Annotated in this window: 20 protein-coding genes; 13 read left to right on the top strand and 7 right to left on the bottom strand. The window is 70.3% G+C overall.

Annotated elements, in window-relative coordinates; all coding sequences use genetic code 11:
• Positions 1–14: 14 nt before the first annotated feature.
• Complete coding sequence (locus tag Q8A52_RS24745) at positions 15–3,074, top strand: alpha-mannosidase (RefSeq protein WP_316755299.1); 3,060 nt, start codon at positions 15–17, stop codon at positions 3,072–3,074.
• A 3-nt stretch (positions 3,075–3,077) separates the two neighbouring features.
• Positions 3,078–4,328: an alpha-L-fucosidase gene (locus Q8A52_RS24740; protein ID WP_316755298.1), complete on the top strand. Its 1,251-nt coding sequence runs from the start codon at positions 3,078–3,080 to the stop codon at positions 4,326–4,328.
• A gap of 289 nt (positions 4,329–4,617) precedes the next feature.
• Here the strand turns inward: Q8A52_RS24740 and Q8A52_RS24735 are convergent, their stop codons facing one another.
• Positions 4,618–6,300 carry a carbohydrate binding domain-containing protein gene (locus Q8A52_RS24735; RefSeq protein WP_316755296.1) on the bottom strand — a complete coding sequence of 561 codons (1,683 nt, stop codon included), beginning with the start codon at positions 6,298–6,300 and terminating at the stop codon, positions 4,618–4,620.
• 139 nt (positions 6,301–6,439) lie between these two features.
• A complete protein-coding gene (locus Q8A52_RS24730) occupies positions 6,440–7,600 on the bottom strand; it encodes an ATP-grasp domain-containing protein (RefSeq protein WP_316755294.1) in 1,161 nt (386 codons plus the stop codon).
• Positions 7,601–8,042: 442 nt separating this feature from the next.
• On the opposite strand from Q8A52_RS24730, the gene Q8A52_RS24725 reads away from it, so the two are divergent.
• Together Q8A52_RS24725 and Q8A52_RS24720 are read left to right on the top strand one after the other, a co-directional pair.
• On the top strand, positions 8,043–8,951 hold the full coding sequence (locus tag Q8A52_RS24725; protein ID WP_316755292.1) for a metallophosphoesterase family protein: 909 nt from the start codon (positions 8,043–8,045) through the stop codon (positions 8,949–8,951).
• Positions 8,899–9,579 carry a 4'-phosphopantetheinyl transferase family protein gene (locus tag Q8A52_RS24720; protein WP_316755290.1) on the top strand — a complete coding sequence of 227 codons (681 nt, stop codon included), beginning with the start codon at positions 8,899–8,901 and terminating at the stop codon, positions 9,577–9,579. Before Q8A52_RS24725 ends, Q8A52_RS24720 begins: the two co-directional genes overlap by 53 nt.
• Positions 9,580–9,588: 9 nt before the next feature.
• Here the strand turns inward: Q8A52_RS24720 and Q8A52_RS24715 are convergent, their stop codons facing one another.
• Positions 9,589–9,822, bottom strand: coding sequence for a hypothetical protein (locus Q8A52_RS24715; RefSeq protein WP_316755288.1), 234 nt, complete (start codon positions 9,820–9,822; stop codon positions 9,589–9,591).
• A 229-nt stretch (positions 9,823–10,051) separates the two neighbouring features.
• Here Q8A52_RS24715 and Q8A52_RS24710 point away from each other — a divergent pair, with 229 nt between their 5' ends.
• On the top strand, positions 10,052–11,086 hold the full coding sequence (locus Q8A52_RS24710; RefSeq protein WP_316755286.1) for an alpha/beta fold hydrolase: 1,035 nt from the start codon (positions 10,052–10,054) through the stop codon (positions 11,084–11,086).
• A 47-nt stretch (positions 11,087–11,133) separates the two neighbouring features.
• Here the strand turns inward: Q8A52_RS24710 and Q8A52_RS24705 are convergent, their stop codons facing one another.
• Together Q8A52_RS24705 and Q8A52_RS24700 are read right to left on the bottom strand one after the other, a co-directional pair.
• Entirely contained in the window at positions 11,134–11,673 is a 540-nt protein-coding gene (locus Q8A52_RS24705) for a toxin-antitoxin system, toxin component (protein ID WP_316755748.1), read from the bottom strand.
• A 32-nt stretch (positions 11,674–11,705) separates the two neighbouring features.
• Entirely contained in the window at positions 11,706–12,362 is a 657-nt protein-coding gene (locus Q8A52_RS24700; protein ID WP_316755285.1) for a helix-turn-helix domain-containing protein, read from the bottom strand.
• 231 nt (positions 12,363–12,593) lie between these two features.
• On the opposite strand from Q8A52_RS24700, the gene Q8A52_RS24695 reads away from it, so the two are divergent.
• A complete protein-coding gene (locus Q8A52_RS24695; RefSeq protein WP_316755283.1) occupies positions 12,594–13,265 on the top strand; it encodes an MmyB family transcriptional regulator in 672 nt (223 codons plus the stop codon).
• An 87-nt stretch (positions 13,266–13,352) separates the two neighbouring features.
• Here the strand turns inward: Q8A52_RS24695 and Q8A52_RS24690 are convergent, their stop codons facing one another.
• Positions 13,353–14,132, bottom strand: a complete 780-nt coding sequence (locus Q8A52_RS24690; RefSeq protein ID WP_316755281.1) for a cache domain-containing protein — start codon at positions 14,130–14,132, stop codon at positions 13,353–13,355.
• A 35-nt stretch (positions 14,133–14,167) separates the two neighbouring features.
• Positions 14,168–14,914 (bottom strand): FadR/GntR family transcriptional regulator, encoded by a 747-nt coding sequence (locus Q8A52_RS24685; protein WP_408649243.1) that lies wholly within the window; start codon positions 14,912–14,914, stop codon positions 14,168–14,170.
• A gap of 104 nt (positions 14,915–15,018) precedes the next feature.
• Here Q8A52_RS24685 and Q8A52_RS24680 point away from each other — a divergent pair, with 104 nt between their 5' ends.
• The 7 genes from Q8A52_RS24680 to Q8A52_RS24650 all read left to right on the top strand — a co-directional run bounded on the left by Q8A52_RS24680 (position 15,019) and on the right by Q8A52_RS24650 (position 22,497).
• Positions 15,019–16,059: an ABC transporter ATP-binding protein gene (locus Q8A52_RS24680; protein ID WP_316755277.1), complete on the top strand. Its 1,041-nt coding sequence runs from the start codon at positions 15,019–15,021 to the stop codon at positions 16,057–16,059.
• Between the two features lie 26 nt (positions 16,060–16,085).
• Complete coding sequence (locus Q8A52_RS24675; RefSeq protein ID WP_316755275.1) at positions 16,086–17,282, top strand: ABC transporter substrate-binding protein; 1,197 nt, start codon at positions 16,086–16,088, stop codon at positions 17,280–17,282.
• 8 nt (positions 17,283–17,290) lie between these two features.
• Positions 17,291–18,190: an ABC transporter permease gene (locus Q8A52_RS24670; RefSeq protein WP_316755273.1), complete on the top strand. Its 900-nt coding sequence runs from the start codon at positions 17,291–17,293 to the stop codon at positions 18,188–18,190.
• Positions 18,191–18,205: 15 nt separating this feature from the next.
• The gene (locus Q8A52_RS24665; RefSeq protein ID WP_316755271.1) at positions 18,206–19,021 is read left to right on the top strand and encodes an ABC transporter permease; all 816 of its coding nucleotides are present in this window, start codon (positions 18,206–18,208) and stop codon (positions 19,019–19,021) included.
• 52 nt (positions 19,022–19,073) lie between these two features.
• Positions 19,074–20,078, top strand: coding sequence for a LacI family DNA-binding transcriptional regulator (locus Q8A52_RS24660; RefSeq protein WP_316755269.1), 1,005 nt, complete (start codon positions 19,074–19,076; stop codon positions 20,076–20,078).
• A gap of 110 nt (positions 20,079–20,188) precedes the next feature.
• A complete protein-coding gene (locus Q8A52_RS24655) occupies positions 20,189–21,538 on the top strand; it encodes an ABC transporter substrate-binding protein (protein ID WP_316755268.1) in 1,350 nt (449 codons plus the stop codon).
• 5 nt (positions 21,539–21,543) lie between these two features.
• Positions 21,544–22,497 (top strand): carbohydrate ABC transporter permease, encoded by a 954-nt coding sequence (locus tag Q8A52_RS24650; protein WP_316755266.1) that lies wholly within the window; start codon positions 21,544–21,546, stop codon positions 22,495–22,497.
• Positions 22,498–22,617 lie beyond the last annotated feature (120 nt).

The raw sequence follows: 22,617 nt of genomic DNA, 5'->3' as shown, positions 1-22,617 counted from the left end.
TCTTGGAGACTTCCATGCACGACGAACGCCGCCGGATCGAGGAGCGCGTGGAGCGGCTCCACAACCAGCGCATCAAGCCGGCGATCCATGCGGCCACCGTCCCGCTCGCAGTGGAGGCCTGGCAGGCTCCGGGGGAGCCCGTGCCCTTCGAGGAGGCCGCGGCCGCCCCGTACGAGCCCTTCGCGATGGACACCCCCTGGGGCCCGCCCTGGGGGACGACCTGGTTCCGGATGCGCGGACAGGTGCCCGCCGGGTACGCGGGCCGGCGTGTCGAGGCCGTGATCGACCTCGGCTTCGTGGGCGACTGGCCCGGCAACCAGGCCGAGGCCCTCGTCCATCTCACCGACGGCACCCCGCTGAAGGCCGTCAACCCGCTGAACCAGTACGTGCCGATCGCCAACCCGGCGGCGGGCGGGGAGCAGGTCGACTATCTGGTCGAAGCCGCCTCCAACCCCGACATCCTCGCGGGCGACTTCGCGGGCCCGACCCCGTTGGGCGATGTGCTGACGGCGGGCGACCGCCCGCTGTACACCTTCCGCCGTGCCGACATCGCCGTACTCGACGAGGACGTCTGGCACCTCGACCTCGACGTCCAGGTACTGCGCGAGCTGATGCTGGAACTCGGCGAGCACGACCCGCGCCGGCACGAGATCATGCACGCCCTCGACCGGGCGATGGACCTGCTGGACCTGGACGACATCTCCGGCTCGGCGCCCGCCGTGCGCGCGGCCCTGAAGCCGGTGCTGTCCAAGCCCGCCCACGCCAGCGCCCACATCGTCTCCGGCGTCGGCCACGCCCACATCGACTCCGCCTGGCTGTGGCCGATCCGTGAGACCAAGCGCAAGACGTCCCGCACCTTCTCCAACGTCACGTCCCTGGCCGACGAGTACGAGGAGTTCGTCTTCGCCTGCTCGCAGGCCCAGCAGTACGCGTGGGTGCGCGACACCTACCCGCGCGTCTGGGCCCGCATCCAGGAGTCCGTGAAGAAGGGCCAATGGGCGCCGGTCGGCGGCATGTGGGTGGAGGCCGACGGCAATCTGCCCGGCGGCGAGGCGCTCGCCCGCCAGCTGATCCACGGCAAGCGCTTCTTCATCGAGCACTTCGGCATCGAGACCAAGGGCGTCTGGCTGCCCGATTCCTTCGGCTACAACGCGGCCTATCCGCAGCTCGCCAAGCTCGCCGGCAACGACTGGTTCCTCACCCAGAAGATCTCCTGGAACCAGACCAACAAGTTCCCCCACCACACCTTCTGGTGGGAGGGCATCGACGGCACCCGCATCTTCACCCACTTCCCGCCCATCGACACCTACAACGCCCGCTTCAGCGGCGAGGAGATGGCCCGCGCGGTGCGCAACTACAGCGAGAAGGGCGGCGCGACACGCTCGCTGGCCCCCTTCGGCTGGGGCGACGGCGGTGGCGGGCCCACCCGCGAGATCATGGAACGGGCGCGCCGCCTCAGGGACTTGGAGGGCTCCGCCCGCGTCGAGGTGGAGCACCCCGACGCGTTCTTCGCGAAGGCACGCGCCGAGTATCCGGACGCGCCGGTGTGGGCCGGCGAGCTGTACCTTGAGCTGCACCGCGCCACCTACACCACGCAGGCCCGCACCAAGCAGGGCAACCGGCGCTCGGAACACCGGCTTCGCGAGGCGGAGTTGTGGGCGACGACGGCCGCGCTGCACGCAACGGGCCATGCGTACCCGTACGAGAGGCTCGACCGCCTCTGGAAGACGGTGCTGCTGCACCAGTTCCACGACATCCTGCCCGGATCCTCCATCGCCTGGGTGCACCGCGAGGCGGAGGCCGAGTACGCCAGGGTGGCGGCGGAGCTGGAGCAACTCACCGTCGAGGCCCTGGCCGCGCTCGGCGGCGGCGGGACACGGGTCTTCAACACCAGCCCGTACGGCCGCGCCGAGGTGATCCGCACGACGGACGGGACGCCGGCGTACGTCGAGGTGCCCGCGAACGGCAGCGCGCCCCTCGCCGACGCCGAACCCCCGCAGCCGGTGACGGTGTCGGGGCGGGTCCTCGACAACGGGCTGGTTCGCGTGGAGGTGGCGGAGGACGGCACGCTGTCGTCCGTCGTCGACCTGCGGGCGAATCGTGAAGTCCTCGCGGACCAGGGCAATCTGCTGCGCCTCCACACGGACCTGCCCAACTACTGGGACGCCTGGGACATCGACAAGCACTACAGGAACCGGTACACCGACCTCCTGGACGCCGAGTCGGTCACGGTGGTCGAGGAGGACCCGCTGATCGGCGCGATCCGCGTGGAGCGCTCCTTCGGCAAGGGCTCGAGGATCACCCAGACGATCACCGTCCGCGCGGGCAGCCCCCGGATCGACTTCGAGACCGAGATCGACTGGCACGAGGCCGAGAAGATCCTCAAGGCGGGCTTCCCGGTGGACCTCCGGGCCGCGCACTCCTCCGCGGAGATCCAGTTCGGCCATGTCCAGCGCCCCACCCACACCAACACCAGCTGGGAGGCGGCCCGCTTCGAGGTGTCCGGCCACCGCTGGGTGCACATCGGCGAACCCGGCTACGGCGTCGCGGTCATCAACGACTCGACCTACGGCCACGACGTGGCCCGCACGGTCCGCGAGGACGGGGGCACGACCACCACGGTCCGTCTCAGCCTGGTCCGCGCCCCGCGCGTCCCCGACCCCGAGGCCGACCAGGGCCGGCACCGCCTCACCTACTCCCTGCTGCCCGGCGCGCGCATCGAGGACGCCGTCGCCGAGGGCTACGCCCTCAACCTGCCGCTGCGCGTGGCGGAGGCGGCGGGTGAGCCGGAGCCGGTGGTCTCGGTGGACGGCGCGGGCGTGACGGTGGAGGCGGTCAAGCTCGCCGACGACCGGTCCGGCGACGTCGTCGTCCGGCTCTACGAGTCCCGCGGCGGCCGGGCACAGGGCGTCCTGCGCACCGGCTTCCCGCTCGCCGGTGCCCAGGTCACCGACCTGCTGGAGCGACCCCTGGAGAGCACGGACGTCGACACCGACGTCACCGGCGCGATCCGGGTCGCGCTGCGGCCCTTCCAGATCCTGACCCTGCGTCTGCGGCGTGCCGAGGGGAGCTGACCCGTGGCGATACAACCCTGGTTCGCCGAGGCCAAGTTGGGGATCTTCGTCCACTGGGGCATCTACGCCGTCGACGGCGTCCAGGAATCCTGGTCGTTCTACGACGACATCGTCCCCTACGACCGGTACATGTCCCAGCTCGACCGCTTCACGGCCTGCCGCTACCAACCCCGAGACTGGGCGAAGCTGTTCGCCCGCGCCGGCGCCAGGTACGCCGTGCTCACCAGCCGGCACCACGACGGCGTCGCCCTCTGGGACACCGCCCACGGCCGTCTCAACGTGGGCCGCGATCTGATCACCGGCTACGCGGACGCCCTGCGCGAGGAGGGTCTCAAGGTCGGTCTCTACTACTCGCACTCCGACTGGAGCCACCCGGACTACGCCTCCACCCGCAAGCCCCAACGCCCGCCGGAGCAGGAGGACAACCGTTACTCCGAGGTCGCGGCCGAGTTCGAGGACCTGGCGGCCTGGGAGCGCTTCATCGCCTACCGGGACGGCCAGATCCGTGAACTCGCCGAGCGTTACCGGCCCGACCTCATGTGGTTCGACGGCGAGTGGGACCGCAGCGAGGAACAGTGGCGCATCCGTGAACTCGCCGCGCTCGTCCGCTCGTACTCGCCGGACGTCGTCTTCAACGCGCGCATGCTGAGTGAGGGCGACTATGCGACGCCCGAGCAGGGCGCTCCCGTGGTCCCGCCGGAGGGCCCCTGGGAGCTGTGTCTGACGATCAACGACTCCTGGGGCTTCCAGCGCCACGACCACAACCACAAGTCGGTCGACCAGCTGATCCGCTACTTCACCGAGACGATCGGCGGCGGGGGCAACCTGCTGCTCGACGTCGGCCCGCGGGAGGACGGGACCATACCGGCCGAGCAGGCGGAGCGGCTGGAGGGGCTCGGTGACTGGATCGGCAGACACGCAGAGGCCGTGTACGGGACGGTACGAGGGCTGCCGGCCGGCCACCACCACGGCCCGAGCACGCTCTCGTCCGACCGCCGCACCCTGTACCTGACGCTGTTCGACGCCCCGCGCGCCGCGTTCGGTGTGCGCGGGCTGCGCAGCAGGGTGCGCGGGGTGACGGTGCTGGGCAGCGGCAGGGAGCTCGGCCATCGGGTCATGGGCGGTCTGCACGAGACGCCGGGTGTGCTGTGGATCGATGCACCTGCCGTGGCCGACCTCGACCCGCATGCCACGGTGCTCGCCGTGGAGCTGGACGGTGAGCTGGAGCTCTACCGCGGGGCGGGCCGCTTCTGACGGGGCGTCCGCACGGTCCCGTGCTCCCGCTCACCGCCGGGTGAAGTCATTCGGGCCGGCCGGTCGCTCCCCGTGACAGCGGCCGACCGGCCCGATCCCCCGTGGTTCCCCCGTTCTCCCCCTGGCTCCCCCGTTGTCCCCCGTACTTCCCCCGTTGTGCTTCACCGTTAAGAGCCGCCGGGCCGGCCCCTGATACACCCCGGCACGAAAAAAATTCCGGGGAAGTGTCCGGAGGGAAAAGGAGAGTCCCCCCGGCCCAGGAACCGGGGGGACGAAAGGGGTGGTGCGCTCAGCCGGTGAAGCCGGCCGTGATCGAGGTGAACTGCCAGTTGTTCTGGCTGATGCCGGAGCAGTTGCTCACCACGCCGCCGCCCGCGCAGGGCCGGTCGCGGTTGACGGACCAGAAGGCGAGCCGGGCGATGTGGTGGGAGTTGGCCCAGTCGCGGATCTGGGTCCAGATCGCCGGGGTGGTGGTCTCCTGCTGGTCGGACAGGCCGTTCATGCCCGAGATGCCGATGTGGGAGTACGCGGTTGCGTCGTCCCAGCCGAAGGTCGACTTGAGCTTGGCCTTCAGGCCCTCGGCGGCGTTGACGGTGTTGCCGTACATGTCGGAGCCGCCGCCGAAGTCGAACGGCATGATGGTGAAGACGTCGATGCCGGCGCCCAGCGACTGTGCCTGCTCGATGAGGCGGTTGCCGTAGTAGGTCGGGCCGGTCGTCGAGGTGCCGAAGGTGACGATGGTCTTCAGGCCGGGGTTGTTGGCCTTGACCGTCTTGAGGGCGGTGAGGATCTTCGCCTGGACGGCCTCGTTCTCGAACTCGTCGGTGTTCTCGATGTCCATGTCGACGGCCTTGAGGCCGTAGGCGTCGATGACCTTCTGGATCGCCCCGGTGAGCGCGCTCGCGGAGGAGCAGTTGGCGCCGAGCTTGCTGCCCTGCCAGCCGCCGAACGACGGGACGATGTCACCGCCCGCGGAGCGGACCTGGTTGATGGCGCTCTGGTCGACGCCACCGGCCAGCGCCCTGCTGCCGTCCCAGGCGGGGTTGCAGCCGCCGGAGTCCAGCACGAACGCCATCGTGAACCACTTGATGCCCGTCGCGCTCATCACCGTGGTCGGGCTCGGCGGGTCGCCCCAGCCCTCGTACAGATACGGCGCGGCCTGCTTGAATCCGGTGCCGCCGCTGCCCGCGTCCGTGGTGACGGAGACGGAGTTGGAGGCCGCGGACCTGTTGCCCGCCGCGTCCCGTGCCCTGACGGTGAAGGTGTACGCCGTGCTCGGCGACAGCCCGCTGACGGTGGCCGTCGTGCCGGAGACGCTGAGCACCTGGCCGGCGCCGGCGTAGATGTCGTAGGCCGTGACACCGACGTTGTCCGTCGAGGCGTTCCACTTCAGCGACACGCTCGACGAGGTCTTGCCCGTCGAGGTGAGCCCCGTGGGCGTGGTCGGCGCCTGGGTGTCGCCGCCTCCGCCGCCACCCGGGCCGTCCAGGCCGATGTCGTCGGCGTAGTACGTGCCCTGCGCGTACCAGCCGTGGACGTAGATGGTGGCGCTGGTCTGGGAGGCGCCGGTGGTGAAGGACACCGACAGCTGGCTGTAGGCGGACGGGGAGGTCGTCCACGTCGAGGCGCCGCCGGTCACCCCGAGGTAGACATAGGAGCCGCGCACCCAGCCGCTGAGCGTGTAGGTGGTGTTCGGCTGGACCGCGACGGTCTGGGTGCACTGTGCGTTGTCACTCGAACTGGCCGCCCCCGCAAGGGCCTTGGAGCCGCTGTGCACGGGGGAGGAGACGACCGAGCCGAGATTGCCGGTGCAGGTCCAGGGGGAGAGGCTGCCCGACTCGAAGCCGGGGTTGGTGAGGATGTTGGCCGCGTGGGCCGTACCGGGCAGGGCGAAGGCTCCGGCGAGTGCGAGGGCCGCGGAGCCGACCAGGGCGAGCAGACGACGTCTGGAACGTCGGAGTGTGTTGCGCACGCGATCTCCCTGAAGGAATGGGGGTGTTCGGGAGTGCACGAATGTGCGGAAGGGGTGCGCAACCAAGTTGGTATGGACCAATCATGGTGTCAAGGGGCTGCGCCATGATTGGTCCAGACCGGTGAGTCGACGGCGGGACCTAGGCGGGTGCGATGGCCGAGGCGGCGGGGGCGGGGGTTCCGGCTTCGGCCGTCAGCTCCGCGGCAGGCCCGGCGACGGGCGAGGGCATCGCCGGGAGCAGCGGCCCGGCCTCGGCCGACCGCTGCTGCGGCAGCGACACCGGCCGCAGCGGACGCGGTCCCGACACCACCGTGTAGTCCTGGCCCAGGAACGGGGGCTCGATCTCGCCCGGGTCCTCGCCGAGCGCCAGCTGAACGGCCGCCCAGGGGGCGTTGATTCCGCACAGCGCCAGCTGGTGCAGGCCGCCCGCCGGACGTGTGTTGACGTCGAGCAGCACCGGACGCTCGCCGTACATCCGGAACTGGACGTTGGACAGGTAGTGCAGCCCGAAGCCACCCGCGATCAGCCGTGCCGGCGCCAGCCACCGCTCGTCGAGCGTGAAGCCGCGACGGCGGCCGTTCTTGGTGCGTCCGACGGCCAGCCGGATCCGGTTGTCGGGACCGGTGAGGCAGTCGACCGACACCTCCGGCTGCTCCAGACGTGGCATCACCAGCCAGTCCACGGCGTGGTCGGCCTTCTCCAGGGCCTCGACGACCAGGTCCAGCTGGACGTAGGGGCCCGGGAAGCCGTTGAGATGCAGGAGCGAGAACGGGGCGCGCGTGATGACGCGGAAGCCCACGCCGCCCGCGCCCGCGGCCGGTTTGAAGCAGGCCCTGTGGCCGTCCGCCTCCAACTGTTCGACGGCCGCGACGAGTTCGCCGGCCGTCCGCACCCGCCACCACGGCGGCACCGGCACGCCGACCGAGCGCACCGCCTCGTAGGCCGTCGCCTTGTCCTCGAACACGGCCACCGCCTCCGGCGTCGGCGCGAGCAGGGCCGTGCCCACCGCCTCGAAGTCGGCGCGGTGCGCCACGATCGCCGACTGGTGCAGCCGGGGCACGAACACGTCGATGCCGCGCCGTGCGCACTGGTCCAGGGCGTACTCCACGTACGCGGCCGGCGACAGTCCCTCCGGCTCCAGGTCGGCCGTGTCGGCGGCGGCCAGCACGGGGGAGTCGGCGTCGCCGTGCGTGGCATGGATCTCGACCGCGCGGTCGCTGGGATTTCTCCGCAGCTGATCCATGAAGAACACGTTCTCCGCGTACGTGCGGTTGAGCCAGACGCGTACGCGAGAGAGCATGCAGGCCGCCTTTCGGGGATTTCGGGCAGGGCGGAGCGGCCCGTGCCCGGGCAGGGGTGGTTGGAGGGACACCAAACCGCCCTGCGCGAAGGGAAGTTTGTGGCGGTGGTGTTGGGGCGATCATACGGCTTTCAAGGGTCCCGTCGTGCAACGCGAATGTTACGGATTTCCGGCTTCTGCCGAACCATCTCCCTCACGACCGGCCACGCGCCCCAACGGGAGGTCTCCCGACCCCGACTCAGCCGGCCGGCGCAGCCGGGCCGAGGGGGTGGAGGGAGCTGGGTGAGCCGTGTCGGCGGGGTCGGGTGAGGGCCGCCGCGGGGTCGGGTGAACGGTGTTTGTGGGGCCCGGGCCGTGGCGCCGCGCCGTCCGGGTTCCCCCTTGTTCGGGGGCGGTGAATATGTTCTCGTGTTGCCAGTGGCGTGATCGGAAGGGGTGACGGGTGGAGTCGACGGCCGATGGTGCCGGGCAGTTGCTGGCCATCAGCGACCTGCACATCGCGTACGCCGAGAACCGTGCGCTCGTCGAGCGGATGCGCCCCGGGACGGACGACGACTGGCTGATCGTGGCCGGTGACGTCGCGGAGACCGCAGCCGACATCCGCTGGGCCCTGGAGACACTCGCCGGCCACTTCCGCAAGGTCCTGTGGGTCCCCGGCAACCACGATCTGTGGACCCACCCCAAGGACCCCGTCACCCTGCGCGGCGTCCCGCGCTACGAGTACCTGGTCGAGATGTGCCGGGAACTGGGCGTGACCACCCCCGAGGACCCCTACCCCGTCTGGGACGGCCCCGGCGGCCCGGTGGCCGTGGCGCCGCTGTTCCTCCTGTACGACTACTCGTTCCTGCCCGACGGCTGCGCGACCAAGGAGGAGGGCCTCGCCTACGCGCACGGCACCGGCATCGTCTGCAACGACGAGTACCTGCTGCACCCCGACCCCTACCCCTCCCGCGAGGCCTGGTGCCGCGCCCGGGTCGCCGCGACGGAACGCCGGCTCGCCGAACTCCCGGACGATCTGCCCACCGTACTGATCAACCACTATCCGCTCGACCGGCACCCGACCGACGTCCTGTGGCATCCCGAGTTCGCCATGTGGTGCGGCACCGAGCTCACCGCCGACTGGCACCGCCGATTCCGAGTCGACACCATGGTCTACGGTCATCTCCACATCCCGCGGACCACCTGGCTCGACGGCGTCCGCTTCGAAGAGGTGTCCGTGGGATATCCCCGCGAGTGGCGCAAGCGCCCGGAACCCCCGGGAAGGCTGCGCCGCATACTGCCGATGGAGGTCGGATCCGGTGATCGAGGAGTTGCTCCCGGACTCGGTCGTGGCCGTGGAACTGCACGGTGACGACGCGATCCAGGACGCCCCGCTCTATCCCGAGGAGGAGGCGCTCATGGTCCGGGCCGTGGCCAAGCGGCGCCGCGAGTTCTCGTCCGTGCGTGCCTGCGCCCGGCGGGCCATGGAGAAGCTCGGCGTACCCGCGCAGCCCATCCTGACCGGCGAGAGCGGGGCCCCGCGCTGGCCGGACGGCCTGGTCGGCAGCATGACGCACAGCGAGGGCTACTGCGCCGCCGCCCTGGTCCGCGCCGCCGACCTGGCCTCCCTCGGCATCGACGCCGAACCGGACGACCCGCTGCCGCAGGACGTCGTCTCCTACGTCTTCCTGCCCACGGAGCGCGAGCGGCTGCGCGAGCTCGCGGCGGAGCGCCCCGACATCCACTGGGACCGGATCCTGTTCAGCGCCAAGGAGTCCGTCTACAAGGCGTGGTTCCCCCTCACCGGACGCTGGCTGGACTTCACCGAGGCCGACATCGAGATCTTCGCGGACCCCGGCGAGCGGCCGCACGGCGGTCTGCGCGCCGAACTCCTGGTCCCCGGCCCCTGGGTGGGCGGTCACCGCGTCCAGCAGTTCGAGGGCCGGTGGAGCATCCGGCGCGGAGTCATGACCACGGCCGTGGTCGTGCCCCACGTCTGAGGGCCCGCCTCACGGCCGCGGACACCACATCTGCAGCAGCCGGAAGAACGCCTCCTCGTTGCCCGCGAGTCCCGCGTCCGCCAGCGCCTGCTCCGCCTCGGCGAGCACGGCGGGCGGGACGACGGCCGGACGTCCGCCGCCGCCGTCGGGTGGGCCGTCGAAGGCCGCACGCACCGTATGGAGCAGTCGCAAGTAGGCCTGTACGGCGGTGCGCTCATGGTCGGTCAGTACGGCGGTCGGCATCGGTCGGCTCTCCCCGGTCGGCTTCACGGTCACGCGCCCGCAGGACACGTACCTCCAGCTTGCCGCCCACCACTGACAACGCCGTTGGGCTGCGTGTCGGTTCGCCCGCTTAGCGGAGGCGAAACCTCACCGAAATCCCCTGGGTGACTGCCTCTCTACGCTGGAGAGAACGGATTTCGGCGGCGTTCGCGCAGCTGTGGACGCGGCCCGGGCAAGGGGAGGCTGAGGCGTGGTCGACGTTCCGCAACGGCGCCCGGCGCGCGCCACACGGCTGAGGCCGGTGCGCGCCGGAGAACTCCAACTGCAGTACCGCGTCGTGCACGGCTACCGCCGCGCCTTCCGCATGGCGGGCGCGGGTCCGGCGCTGGTCCTCATCCACGGCATCGGTGACTCCTCGGCGACCTGGGTGGAAGTGATCCCCGAACTCGCCCGCACCCACACGGTCATCGCCCCCGACCTGCTCGGCCACGGCGCCTCCGACAAGCCGCGGGCCGACTACTCAGTGGCCGCGTACGCCAACGGGGTGCGCGATCTGCTCACCGCGCTCGGCATCGACTCCGCGACGCTGGTCGGGCACTCGCTGGGCGGGGGAGTGGCGATGCAGTTCGCCTACCAGTTCCCGGAACGCACCGAGCGGCTCATCCTGGTCAGCGCGGGCGGCGTCGGCCGCGAGGTCAACCCCGTGCTCAGGCTGGTGTCACTGCCGGGCGCCCACTTCATGCTCGCCGCGCTCCGGCTGCCCGGCATGCGCACCCAGGTCGGCCTCGCCGTGAGCCTGATGCGGCTGCTGGACACGGACCTCGGCCAGGACGCCCCAGAACTGCTCACACTCGTCGACGCCTTACCGGACGAGACCTCGCGCAACGCCTTCATCCGTACCCTGCGCGCGGTCGTCGACTGGCGCGGCCAGGTGGTGACCATGCTCGACCGCTGCTACCTCACCCAGGGCATGCCGACCATGCTGCTGTGGGGTGACCGGGACAGCGTCGTGCCGGTACGGCACGCCCACGGCGCCCACGACGCGATGCCCGGCAGCAGGCTGGAGATCTTCGAGGGCGCCGGCCACTTCCCCTTCCACTCCGACCCGGCGCGCTTCCTGGCCCTGGTCGAGGAGTTCACCTCCACCACCGCCCCCGCCGACTGGAGCCGCGAGCACTGGCACGAACTCCTCCTCGCCGGCCGCCCCCCGGGCCGCCCCGACACCGCCCGCACACACGCACAGGAACGCGACCTGCGAGAGGCGAGCGAACGCAGCGCCACGTGATGTGTGGACAGATTCGCCACGACTGACCGGCGGTCCGGGTGCCCCGCTCAGCCCTGTGGTCCCAGATAGCCCAGGGAGGCCTCGATGCGGCCCGCCAGGTGGTTTCGCTGAACCGGGCCGCGCAGGGCCGAACCCGCCAGCCAGGTACGGCACTTGCTGGCCAGCAGCAGGCCGAAGGTCTCGGCGTCGCGTTCTTCGTCGAGGTGGAAGCGGGTGCGGGCGGCCACCCGCTGGACGGTCGCCTGGAGCGCATCCTGGTCCGTGTCGTTGTTCAGCAGCCGGGTCGCGACCGAGACGCCCTCGACGTGGTGGCCGCCATGGTCGGCCTGCATGTGCCACAGCTCGTGGCCGAGGATCACCAACTGGTGGTCGGGCGCCGTGCGTTCCTCGACGACGATGAGGTCCCGGTCTGTCATGTCGAGCCACAGCCCGCTGGCCGTCCCGGGCGGGAAAGCGGCCGTACGGAACAGGACGGGACGGCCGCGACGGCGGCTCATCGCGTCGCACAGCGCGCTGTACAGGTCCTGCGGCCGGGCCGGCGCGGGCAGCGTCAGCTCCCCGACCAGTTCGCCGCACAGCCTGCGCATGTCCCTGCCGATGCCCACAGTTCTCCCCCGGCTCACGACTCGGGCCGCTTGACGCTCTCCAGGAGCATGTCGAGCCACTCCGCGACCTTGTCCCGGTGCTGGTCGGTGGGCAGCTGCGCGGCGCGCCAGGCGATTCCGCGGACACCGTGGTCCTGCAGCAGCCGCTCCAGCGGGTCCGCCACGGCCTCGGCCGCGGCCCGTTCACGGTCGGCGAGTTTCTGCAGCAGCTCCTGCTCGGTGCGCTGCAGGGCGCCCGCGAGGGCCTCGGGGTCCTCCGCCGTGAGAAAGCCCGCGTGCACCCGGAAGAAGCGCTGTATGGCGTCGCAGTGCTCCATGGTGGGGCGCCGGTCGCCGTTGATGAGCGCGCCGGCCTGCTGCCGGGACATGCCCGCGCCGTCGGCTATCTCCTGCTGGGTGTACTTGCGCCCGTTCGGCTTGAGCCGGGTCCGGCGCAGCAGGTCGAGGCGCTGCAGGAACCGGGCCTGCACATCGGGCTCGCCCGCGGGACGCCCGCTCAGCAGGGCCCTGACCACGGGCTCGGGGACGCCGCAGGCGACGGAGAGGCGCCGGACGTCGAAGACCTCGGCGTGCGGTACGCCGAGCCGGTCGGCGAGCGCGGCGACGCGGGCGACGACGGCCGGCAGCTGGGCGGTCGCCGTGGCGCCCGGATCCTCGTAGCCATCCGTCACCGACAGAACTCCTACGTCTCTCAGGGGCTCAAGGGGTTCTCACAAGCGATTGCCGTGAACTTCCCGGAGAGTAGCGGGTGGTTCGAACTCACATCCAGGTCTCGCCACAACTGTGGCCAATTTCAGCCGTCAACAGGCATGAAATGCCACGATAGTTGACATGACTCTTGTCGGGGCAGCAGGATCGCATCGCCGCGTGAAGGCCGCATAGGCAAGAGGGGTGACCTCCCGATGGCATATCAGGCAGGTGGGCAGCGGTCGGCGCCGCGGCCCGTCCCCGAGAGTCTTGAGGCCCAGGCGTATCTGCAGGACTACACCACGCTTCTGGAGGCCGTCGCCTTCCCGTCCGTGGTCTTCGACCACCGCTGGGACGTGGTGCTGGCCAACGGCGCGTTCGAGACACTTTTCCGGGGGATCGGCCCGCATCCCACGGCGATGCCGTGCGACAACCTGCTCCGGTTCGTGCTGTTCCACCCCGACGCAGGAACGGTTCTCGGGGAGCACGAGGCGCGTTGGTGCCTGCCGATGCTGGCGCACTTCAAGGCGGCCATGGAGCGGTACGGCCATGACCACGAGCTGCAGGCCATCCGCCGGGAGATCTCCCAGGACCCCATCATGGAGGCCGCGTACCGGCACGGTCTGCCGCACTGGATCCGGGCCGTGGGGGACGAGGCCGTGGAGCACGACGGCGCCGTCCGCCCCCTGCTCCACCCCGACCCGCGCTGGGGCGCGACCGAGTGCCGGATCGTCGGCGACACCCCGAAGGTGCTCGAGGCCATGGGGTACACGCGCCTCACCCTGGTCCTGCGCGACTCCCGCCGCCCCACCGCGGCCCCGCGCCGCCCCCGCCGGGCCCGGGGCAGCGCCACGCACCTGACCGTCGTACCGACCGCGGACGCCTGACCCGGCACCGTCGGCGTTCAGGTCGCCGACGGCGCCGGGCGGCCCACCTGCCCGATCCGCTCCTGCCGGCCCCGGGCTGCGTCCCGCTCACCCCGCCCCGACGACCAGCACCAGCGGCACCCCGCGGCACGGAACCAGTCGCGTCCCGCCGAACGCCGTGGCTCGCGCCCGCTCCAGCACCGTCGCGAAGTCCGGGCCCTTGGTGAGGGAGCCGGCGAGGTGGGCCGGGTCCGCCGAGGCCGCCACGCGGCCGCGGGCGTTCACCAGATGGGCGGGGCCGGGGAGCTCGCGCAGCAGGGGGAGTGCGGTCGCCTCGAAGTGCCGCAGATACACGTCGGCCGCGGCCACACCCATGAAACGGCCCGCCACCTCCACCGGCGCGGACAGGGTGAGGCTGTACTCGTCGGAGCAGAGGTAGTCGACGTACGGCCCGGCCACGGCCCGCCGCCCGGTGTCGCGGGGCAGCGCGAACCAGTCCCAGTGCGTGTAGTCCGAGTACGCCGACCGGCTCGGGTCGAGGTCGAGCAGCAGCGGCCGTACGTCCCCTTCGGAGGTCGTCTGCCACCACTCCAGCCAGGCGGGTACGTCGGCCAGCAGACCCGGTGCCGCGATGAAGCCGACTCCGGAGACCAACTCCTGGCGTGTCAGCCTCAGGTGCAGCCCCGGACGCAGCGCGGCCAGATCGGCGGAGGCCGGCCGGCGGTCCTGCGCATACACCCGGGCCAGCAGCTCGGCCGTATCGCCGCGCGTCTGCGCGACCGCGGCGAAGACCGCCTCCAGCGCATCACCCACCCGGGCCGCCACGCGCTCCTCGGCCGACGCGTCGAGCGTCGCGGCGGGGGCGCCGAATCCGGGGCTCCTGCTCATGGCGCCCTCCAGCGGACGGGGACCGGTGACGAGTCCTACAGCGTGAGGCGCACCGCGATGAGCCGTGCCGTCGACTCCTGTACGCACCTTTCGGCCAGCGTGCCGGCCGAGGCGTGCGCCCCATCTTGCACGGCCGAGATCACGGAGCGGTGACGGTCTGCGGCTTCTTCACGATATTCGTCGTCGCCGAACACGAGGCACAGCAGCGCGCCCACCTCTGTCTGCAGGGCCACCTGTGCGCGGGTGAGCCGGGCGGACTGCGCGGCCGCCGCCAGCTCCACATGGAAGCGGCCGTACATCCGGCTGCGTGCCGCCGCGTCCTCGGCCTCGGCCAACTCCACGGCCGTACGCCTGAGTTGTATGAGGTCGTCCGGTTCCGTGCGCTGTGCGGCTAGCCGGGCCGCGGTGCCCGACAGGGCGCCCCAGTGATCGCCGAGGTCGCGCAGCTCCTCCGTGCTCCAGCCGCGCAGCCGGGCCTTGAGCCGCTCTTCGCCGGGCACGGCGGGCAGCGAGACGAAGCTCCCTCCGCCGCGCCCCCGGCGGGTGGTGACCAGGCCCTGCTGGCGCAGCGCCATGAGCGCCTCCCGCAGGGTCACCGTGGACACGCCGAGCTGCCCGGCCAGCTCGCTCTCCCCGGGCAGCTGCTCGCCGTCGGCGAGCAGCCCCAGCTCTATGGCGTCGCCGAGCCTGCGGACCACAGCGTCCACCCGCGCCCGGTTGTCGACCGGCGCGAATACGGCTCTGCGGGCCCCGCCGTCAGTCGGTTGCTTCACGGTCACCACCTTGCACGTTGACTCAAGCTTTACCCTAAGGGAGTCTTGAGATTTGACATATGACTTCATAGGTTTCCCTGCAACGATCAAGAGCGCCAGAAAGGTTCCCGCCCATGGAGGGAATTGCGATCCGGCTCGAGGGGCTGCGCAAGTCGTTCGGGGAGACGGCCGCCGTCGCCGGTGTCGACCTGGAGATCCGGGACGGCGAGTTCTTCTCGATGCTCGGCCCGTCCGGATCCGGCAAGACGACCGTCCTGCGCCTGATCGCCGGCTTCGAGACCCCCACCGCCGGCCGGATCGAACTGGCCGGGCAGGACGTCACCGGCCTCGCGCCCTTCGAGCGGGACGTGCACACCGTCTTCCAGGACTACGCCCTGTTTCCGCACATGACGGTCGAGCAGAACGTCGCCTACCCCCTCAAGGTCCGCAAGGTGCCCAAGGCGGAGCGCCTGGTGCGCGCCCGGAAGGCGCTGGTCGAGGTGCGCCTGGACGGGTACGGCAAGCGCCGCCCCGCCCAGCTCTCCGGCGGCCAGCGCCAGCGCGTCGCCCTCGCCCGCGCCCTGGTCGGCCGCCCCCGCGTCCTGCTGCTCGACGAGCCCCTGGGCGCCCTCGACCTCAAGCTGCGCGAGCAGATGCAGGTGGAGCTCAAGGCGCTCCAGCGCGAGGTCGGCATCACCTTCGTGTTCGTCACCCACGACCAGGAGGAGGCGCTGACGATGAGCGATCGGATAGCCGTCTTCCACCAGGGCGTCGTCGAGCAGGTCGGTACCCCCGCCGAGATCTACGAGCGCCCGGCGACCCCGTTCGTCGCGTCCTTCGTCGGCACCTCGAACCTCCTGGTGGGCGAGTCCGCCCAGCGCGTCGTCGGCACCCCCGGCACCTACAGCATCCGGCCCGAGAAGATCCGTGTCCTCAAGGAGTCGGCGACGGCGGACGAGCCCGAGCACGCCTCCGCCACCGGCACCGTCGCCGAGGTCGTCTATCTGGGCGACGCGACCCGCTTCCTCGTCGACCTCGACGCCGGTGGCCGCCTCACCGCCCTCCAGCAGAACCTCGAGACCTCCGCCGAGGACGTCGCCGCCTACCGCGGCGCCCGGGTCCGTCTCCAGTGGCATCTGCGCCACACGGTCCAGGTCCCCGACGCCGCCCGCTGAACCCCTCCTCACCCATGGAGAACGCCGTGCGCCACACCCGAACCCTCCACGTCGCGGCCGCCGCCGCGCTGCTCCTCGTCGCCACCGCCTGCGGGTCCGGCTCCGGCGGCGGCTCCTCGGCCACCGGCCTCAATCCCCCCGACCTCAAGGCGCAGTCCAAGCTCGGCAAGACCGAGGGCCAGGTCAACCTGATCGCCTGGGCCGGTTATGTCGAGGACGGCTCCAACGACCCCAAGGTGAACTGGGTCGGCGACTTCGAGAAGCAGACCGGATGCCAGGTCCACTCCAAGGTCGCGGCCAGCTCCGACGAGATGGTCAAGTTGATGAAGACGGGGGAGTACGACGCCGTGTCGGCCTCCGGTGACGCGTCCCTGCGCCTGATCGCCTCCGGCGACGCCGCTCCCGTCAACACCGGCCTCGTACCGAACTACAAGGACGTCTTCGGCGACCTGAAGCTGCAGGCCTGGAACTCGGTCAAGGGCAAGGCGTACGGCATCCCGCACGGCCGCGGCGCCAATCTGCTGATGTACAACACCCAGAAGGTCTCGCCCGCCCCGACGTCCTGGTCCGCGGTCTTCGACGACGCCTCGAAGTATCAGGGCCATGTCACCGCCTACGACTCCCCGATCTACATCGCCGACGCCGCGCTCTATCTCAAGGCCACCAAGCCGGAGCTGGGCATCAAGGACCCCTACGCGCTCGACCAGAAGCAGTTCGACGCCGCCGTCGCCCTGCTGAAGAAGCAGAACGCGAACATCGGTGAGTACTGGAGCGACTACCTCAAGGAGATCTCCGCCTTCAAGAGCGGTGACTCCGTGGTCGGCACCACCTGGCAGGTCATCGCCAACCTCGCCGCCGACGAGGGCGCCAAGGTCAAGGCCTTCGTGCCCAAGGAGGGTTCCACCGGCTGGTCGGACACCTGGATGCTCTACGCCAAGGCCAAGCACCCCAACTGCGCGTACAAGTGGATGGACTGGATCGTCTCGCCGAAGGTGAACGCCCAGGTCGCCGAGTACTTCGGCGAGGCCCCCGCCAACGCCAAGGCCTGCGAGCTGACCAGCGACAAGGGCTTCTGCGCCACCTATCACGCGGCCGACACCGCCTACTGGAAGAACATCGCCTTCTGGAACACGCCCATCGAGCAGTGCCTGGACGGCCGCACCGACGTCAAGTGCGTGCCGTACGCCAAGTGGGTCCAGGCCTGGACCGAGATCAAGGGCTGAACCACACCATGACCGTCGTCGCGCAGACCGCCGGGCGGCCCTCCGGGGGCACCGTCCGGCGCGTCGCCGGGCTGTTGCACCGCCGTCCGCGGCTCAGACTCGCCCTGCTGCTGACCGCCCCGCTGCTGTGGCTGGTCATGCTCTATCTCGGCTCGCTGACCGTGCTGTTCGTCTCCGCGTTCTGGACGACGAACTCCTTCACCTCCGAGGTGGTGAAGGTCTGGTCGACGGACAACTTCCACGAGCTGTTCACCACCCCCGTCTACCGGCAGGTGATCCTGCGCAGCATCGGCGTGGCCCTCGCGGTCACCGTCCTGTGCGTGGTGATCGCCTTTCCGCTGGCCTTCTACACCGCGAGGGTGGCCCGCCCGAGGTGGCGCCCGCTGCTCGTGGTCGCCATCCTCACCCCGCTGTGGGCGAGTTACCTGGTCAAGGTGTACGCCTGGCGGCTGATCCTGTCCCAGGGCGGGCTCGCCGACTGGATGCTGGAGCCGTTCGGGCTGAGCGGGCCGGGGTTCGGACTCCCGGCCGCGGTGCTGACACTGACGTACCTCTGGCTGCCGTACATGATCCTGCCGATCCACACGGCCCTCGAACACCTGCCCGCCAATCTGCTCGACGCCTCCGCCGACCTGGGCGCGCGGCCCGGCCGCACCTTCCGCTCGGTCGTGCTGCCGATGGTGCTGCCGTCGGTCGCGGCCGGCTCGGTCTTCACCTTCTCGCTCAGCCTCGGCGACTACATCACCGTGCAGATCGTCGGCGGCAAGACCCAGCTGATCGGCAATCTCGTCTACTCCAACATCGAACTCAACCTGCCCATGGCCGCCGCGCTCGGCACGGTCCCGGTCGTCGTGATCGTGGTCTATCTGCTGGCGATGCGCCGCACGGGCGCGCTCAGCAGCCTCTAGAGGGGTGTTCTCGTCATGCAGCTCTCGCGTTCCGCGCGCATCGCGCTGCGCGTCGCCGCCGGGTTCGGCTTCGCGGTGATCTACGTGCCGCTGCTGCTGGTCCTCGTCAACTCGCTGAACCCGGACCGGAGCGCCGGCTGGCCGCCGCCGGGGCTGACCCCCCACTGGTGGTCGGTCGCCTGGCAGAACGCGGGGGCGCGCAGCGCGCTGTGGGTCTCGGTCAAGGCGGGACTCGGCGCCACGGCCATCGCGCTCGTCCTCGGCACACTGATCGCCTTCGCGGTGGCCCGGCACCGCTTCTTCGGCCGTGACGCCCTCTCCTTCGTGGTCGTCCTGCCGATCGCGCTGCCCGGCATCGTCACGGGCATCGCGCTCAACTCGGCGTTCGGCACGGTCCTGGAGCCGCTCGGGGTGGGCCTCGGCCTGTTCACCGTGGTCGTCGGACACGCCACCTTCTGCATCGTCATCGTCTTCAACAACGTGGTCGCCCGGCTGCGCCGTACCTCCGGCTCGTACGAGGAGGCGGCGATGGACCTGGGGGCCAACACCTTCCGGGCCTTCGCCGACGTCACCTTCCCGCTGGTGCGCTCGGCGCTGTTCGCGGGCGGACTGCTCGCCTTCGCGCTCTCCTTCGACGAGATCGTGGTGACCACGTTCACCGCCGGACCGGGCATCCAGACGCTGCCCATCTGGATCTTCGACAATATGACCCGGCCCCAGCAGGCGCCGGTGGTGAACGTGGTGGCGGCAGTGCTCGTCCTGCTGTCCGTGATCCCCATCTACATCGCCCAGCGACTGTCTTCGGACACGGCGACGGGCAGCCGGGTGTAGTAGCAGCGCGCCTACGCAAACGGCTTGCGTCACTTGCGCTATTCTTGCGTGCATGACGCGACGACTTGCGGAAGTGGCGAAGAAGGTCGGGGTCAGCGAGGCCACGGTGAGCCGGGTGCTCAACGGCAAGCCCGGGGTCTCCGAAGCCACCCGGCAGGCAGTGCTCTCCGCCCTCGACGTCCTCGGCTATGAACGGCCCACGCAGCTGCGCGGCGAACGCGCCCGGCTCGTGGGTCTGGTGCTGCCGGAGCTGCAGAACCCCATCTTCCCGGCGTTCGCCGAGGTCATCGGTGGCGCGCTGGCCCAGCTCGGACTCACCCCGGTGCTGTGCACCCAGACCAAGGGCGGGGTCTCCGAGGCGGACTACGTCACGCTGCTGCTGCTGCAGCAGCAGGTCTCCGGGGTCGTCTTCGCCGGCGGTCTGTACGCCCAGGCCGACGCCCCGCACGACCACTACCGGCTGCTCGCCGACCGCAACATCCCGGTGGTGCTGGTCAACGCGGCCATCGAGCACCTCGGCTTCCCGGGTGTCTCCTGCGACGACGCGGTCGCCGTGGAGCAGGCATGGCGCCACCTCGCCTCCCTGGGGCACGAGCGGATCGGTCTGGTGCTCGGTCCCGGGGACCATGTGCCGTCGGCGCGCAAGCTGGCCGCGGCGCGGGCGATCGCCGGGGCAGACCTGCCCGACGAGTTCGTGGCCCGCGCCATCTTCTCGATCGAGGGCGGCCATGCGGCGGCGGCCAAGCTGATCGACCGCGGGGTCACCGGATTCATCTGCGCCAGCGACCCGCTCGCCCTGGGAGCCGTACGGGCCGCCCGGCGCAAGGGACTTGATGTGCCCGCACAGATCTCGGTGGTCGGATACGACGACTCCGCGCTGATGAACTGCACCGAGCCGCCCCTGACCACGGTCCGGCAGCCCATCGAGTCCATGGGCAAGGCCGCCGTGGAACTGCTCAACGCGCAGATCGGCGGCAGTGTCGTAGCGGCCGACGAACTGCTCTTCGAGCCGGAGCTGGTGGTCCGAGGATCGACCGCGCAAGCCCCTCGTCCCTGAGATCCACTCTACTGTCGAATAATTACAGATTCTGCGCGACATATTGCGGACAGATGTCGCCGGTGCTTGAGTGTGCGACGCCCACCGCTCCTGCCCAGAGGGGTCCACCGATGAGAAGCACCGGGTTCCGCCGTACCTTCCTCGCGCTAGGCGTCTGTTCCTCCCTCGCGCTCTCCGCGTCCGCCTGCGGATCGGGCGACGACACGGCGAGCGGCAAGACCCGTATCACCGTCAACTGCGAGCCGCCCAAGAGCGCCAAGGTCGACCGCGCGTTCTTCGAGGAGGACATCGCCTCCTTCGAGAAGCAGAACCCGGACATCGATGTCGTCGCACACGACGCGTTCCCCTGCCAGGACCCGAAGACGTTCGACGCCAAGCTCGCCGGCGGGCAGATGGAGGACGTCTTCTACACGTACTTCACCGACGCCAGGCATGTCGTCGACATCGGCCAGACCGCCGATCTCACCCCGTACCTCAAGGAGTTGAAGAGCTACAGCACCATCCGGAAGCAGCTGCGCGACATCTACACCGTCGACGGCAAGGTCTACGGCATACCGCGCACCGGATACTCCATGGGGTTGATCTACAACCGCAGGCTCTTCGAGAAGGCCGGCCTCGACCCCGACAAGCCCCCCGCGACCTGGGACGAGGTGCGCGCCGACGCCAAGAGGATTGCCGCGCTCGGCGGCGGCACAATCGGCTACGCCGACTACAGCGCCCAGAACCAGGGCGGCTGGCACTTCACGGCCGAGCTGTACTCGCAGGGCGGCGTCGTCGTGTCGGTCGACGGGAAGAAGGCCGCCATCGACACCCCCGAGGGCCATGCGGTCCTGCAGAACCTGCACGACATGCGGTGGACCGACGACTCGATGGGCAGCAAGCAGCTCCTCGTCATCAATGACGTCCAGCAGCTGATGGGTTCGGGCAAGCTCGGCATGTATCTCTCCGCGCCGGACAACATCCCGATCCTGGTGAAGGAGAAGGGCGGCAACTACAAGGACCTCGCCCTGGCCCCCATGCCCGGCGGCAAGGGCACGCTCATCGGCGGCGACGGCTACATGTTCAACAAGAAGGACACGCCCGCGCAGATCAGGGCCGGCCTGAAGTGGCTCGACCACATGTTCCTCACCCCGGGCGACGGCTTCCTCGGCGACTACGCCCGCGCCAAGAGGCACGACGCCCCGGTGGGGCTGCCCGAGCCGCGGCTGTTCACCGGCGCGGCAGACGCCAAGGACCAGCAGGTCAAGAAGGCCAACGCCAACGTCCCGGTGGAGAACTACCAGGCCTTCCTCGACGGCAACCAGCAGCTGCGGATGAAGATCGAGCCGCCGGACGCCCAGCAGATCTACTCCGTCCTCGACGGAGCCGTCTCCGCCGTCCTCACCAAGAAGGACGCCGACATCGACCAGCTGCTCAAGGACGCCTCCGGCAAGATCGACGGCATCCTTGACCGGGGCTGACACCCATGACCAAGACGGCTCAACGGCGTCCCGCCACGGCGATCGCCGTCCACCCGGTGCAGGCGCCGCCCCCGGCAGGGGACCGGAGGCGGCGCCGCCTGGCCGACCAGGCCCGTGCCCACGCCTTCCTCCTCGGCGGTCTGCTCTGCTTCGCGCTGTTCTCCTGGTACCCGGCGATCCGCGCGGTGGTCATCGCCTTCCAGAAGTACACGCCCGGCTCCCCGCCCGAGTGGGTCGGCACCGCCAACTTCACCCGTGTCCTGCACGACCCGGAGTTCACGGCCGCCTGGCGCAACACCCTCACGTTCACACTGCTCGCCCTGCTCATCGGTTTCGCGATCCCGTTCGTACTCGCCCTGGTCCTCAACGAGTTGCGGCACGCCAAGGCGTTCTTCCGGGTCGTCGTCTATCTGCCGGTGATGATCCCGCCGGTGGTCAGCGCCCTGCTGTGGAAGTGGTTCTACGACCCCGGAGCCGGCCTCGCCAACGAGGCCCTGCGCTTTGTGCATCTGCCCACCTCGAACTGGTCCAGCGGCGCCGACACCGCCCTCGTCTCCCTCGTCATCGTGGCGACCTGGGCCAACATGGGCGGTACGGTCCTGATCTACCTGGCCGCGCTCCAGTCCATCCCCGGCGAGCTGTACGAAGCGGCCGAGCTGGACGGCGCCGGTCTGCTGCAACGCATCCGGCACGTGACGATCCCCCAGACGCGGTTCGTCATCCTGATGCTGATGCTCCTTCAGGTCATCGCCACCATGCAGGTCTTCACCGAACCCTTCGTGATCACGGGCGGCGGACCGGAGAACGCCACCGTCACGGTCCTCTATCTGATCTACAAATACGCCTTCCTCTACAACGACTTCGGCGGTGCCTGCGCGCTGAGCGTGATGCTCCTCGTCCTGCTCGGCGTCTTCTCCGCCGCGTATCTGCGGCTGACCCGCTCCGAGGGGGACGCATGAGTTTCCTGAGTCAACCTCTATGCCGCCAGAGGCGTGTCGGCGGGCGTGTTGATCTTGCTGTTGGCTTGATGGATGACGGGGTCGTAACAGGCGCCGTTGCGCCAGCAGGCCCACATCACG

It is taken from the genome of Streptomyces herbicida (genome assembly GCF_032656585.1).
In the GTDB taxonomy this organism is placed as follows: Bacteria; Actinomycetota; Actinomycetes; order Streptomycetales; family Streptomycetaceae; genus Streptomyces; species Streptomyces herbicida.
This window is presented reverse-complemented; position numbering and strand designations above follow the sequence as displayed.

Bases quoted from the DNA above. Each gene is read 5' to 3' on its own strand.
- Q8A52_RS24730 (WP_316755294.1), bottom strand. From the start codon at position 7,600: ATGCTCTCTCGCGTACGCGTCTGGCTCAACCGCACGTACGCGGAGAAC.
- Q8A52_RS24655 (WP_316755268.1), top strand. From the start codon at position 20,189: ATGAGAAGCACCGGGTTCCGCCGTACCTTCCTCGCGCTAGGCGTCTGT.
- Q8A52_RS24745 (WP_316755299.1), top strand. From the start codon at position 15: ATGCACGACGAACGCCGCCGGATCGAGGAGCGCGTGGAGCGGCTCCAC.
- Q8A52_RS24670 (WP_316755273.1), top strand. From the start codon at position 17,291: ATGACCGTCGTCGCGCAGACCGCCGGGCGGCCCTCCGGGGGCACCGTC.
- Q8A52_RS24665 (WP_316755271.1), top strand. From the start codon at position 18,206: ATGCAGCTCTCGCGTTCCGCGCGCATCGCGCTGCGCGTCGCCGCCGGG.
- Q8A52_RS24650 (WP_316755266.1), top strand. From the start codon at position 21,544: ATGACCAAGACGGCTCAACGGCGTCCCGCCACGGCGATCGCCGTCCAC.
- Q8A52_RS24680 (WP_316755277.1), top strand. From the start codon at position 15,019: ATGGAGGGAATTGCGATCCGGCTCGAGGGGCTGCGCAAGTCGTTCGGG.
- Q8A52_RS24715 (WP_316755288.1), bottom strand. From the start codon at position 9,822: ATGCCGACCGCCGTACTGACCGACCATGAGCGCACCGCCGTACAGGCC.
- Q8A52_RS24695 (WP_316755283.1), top strand. From the start codon at position 12,594: ATGGCATATCAGGCAGGTGGGCAGCGGTCGGCGCCGCGGCCCGTCCCC.
- Q8A52_RS24705 (WP_316755748.1), bottom strand. From the start codon at position 11,673: ATGCGCAGGCTGTGCGGCGAACTGGTCGGGGAGCTGACGCTGCCCGCG.
- Q8A52_RS24690 (WP_316755281.1), bottom strand. From the start codon at position 14,132: ATGAGCAGGAGCCCCGGATTCGGCGCCCCCGCCGCGACGCTCGACGCG.
- Q8A52_RS24660 (WP_316755269.1), top strand. From the start codon at position 19,074: ATGACGCGACGACTTGCGGAAGTGGCGAAGAAGGTCGGGGTCAGCGAG.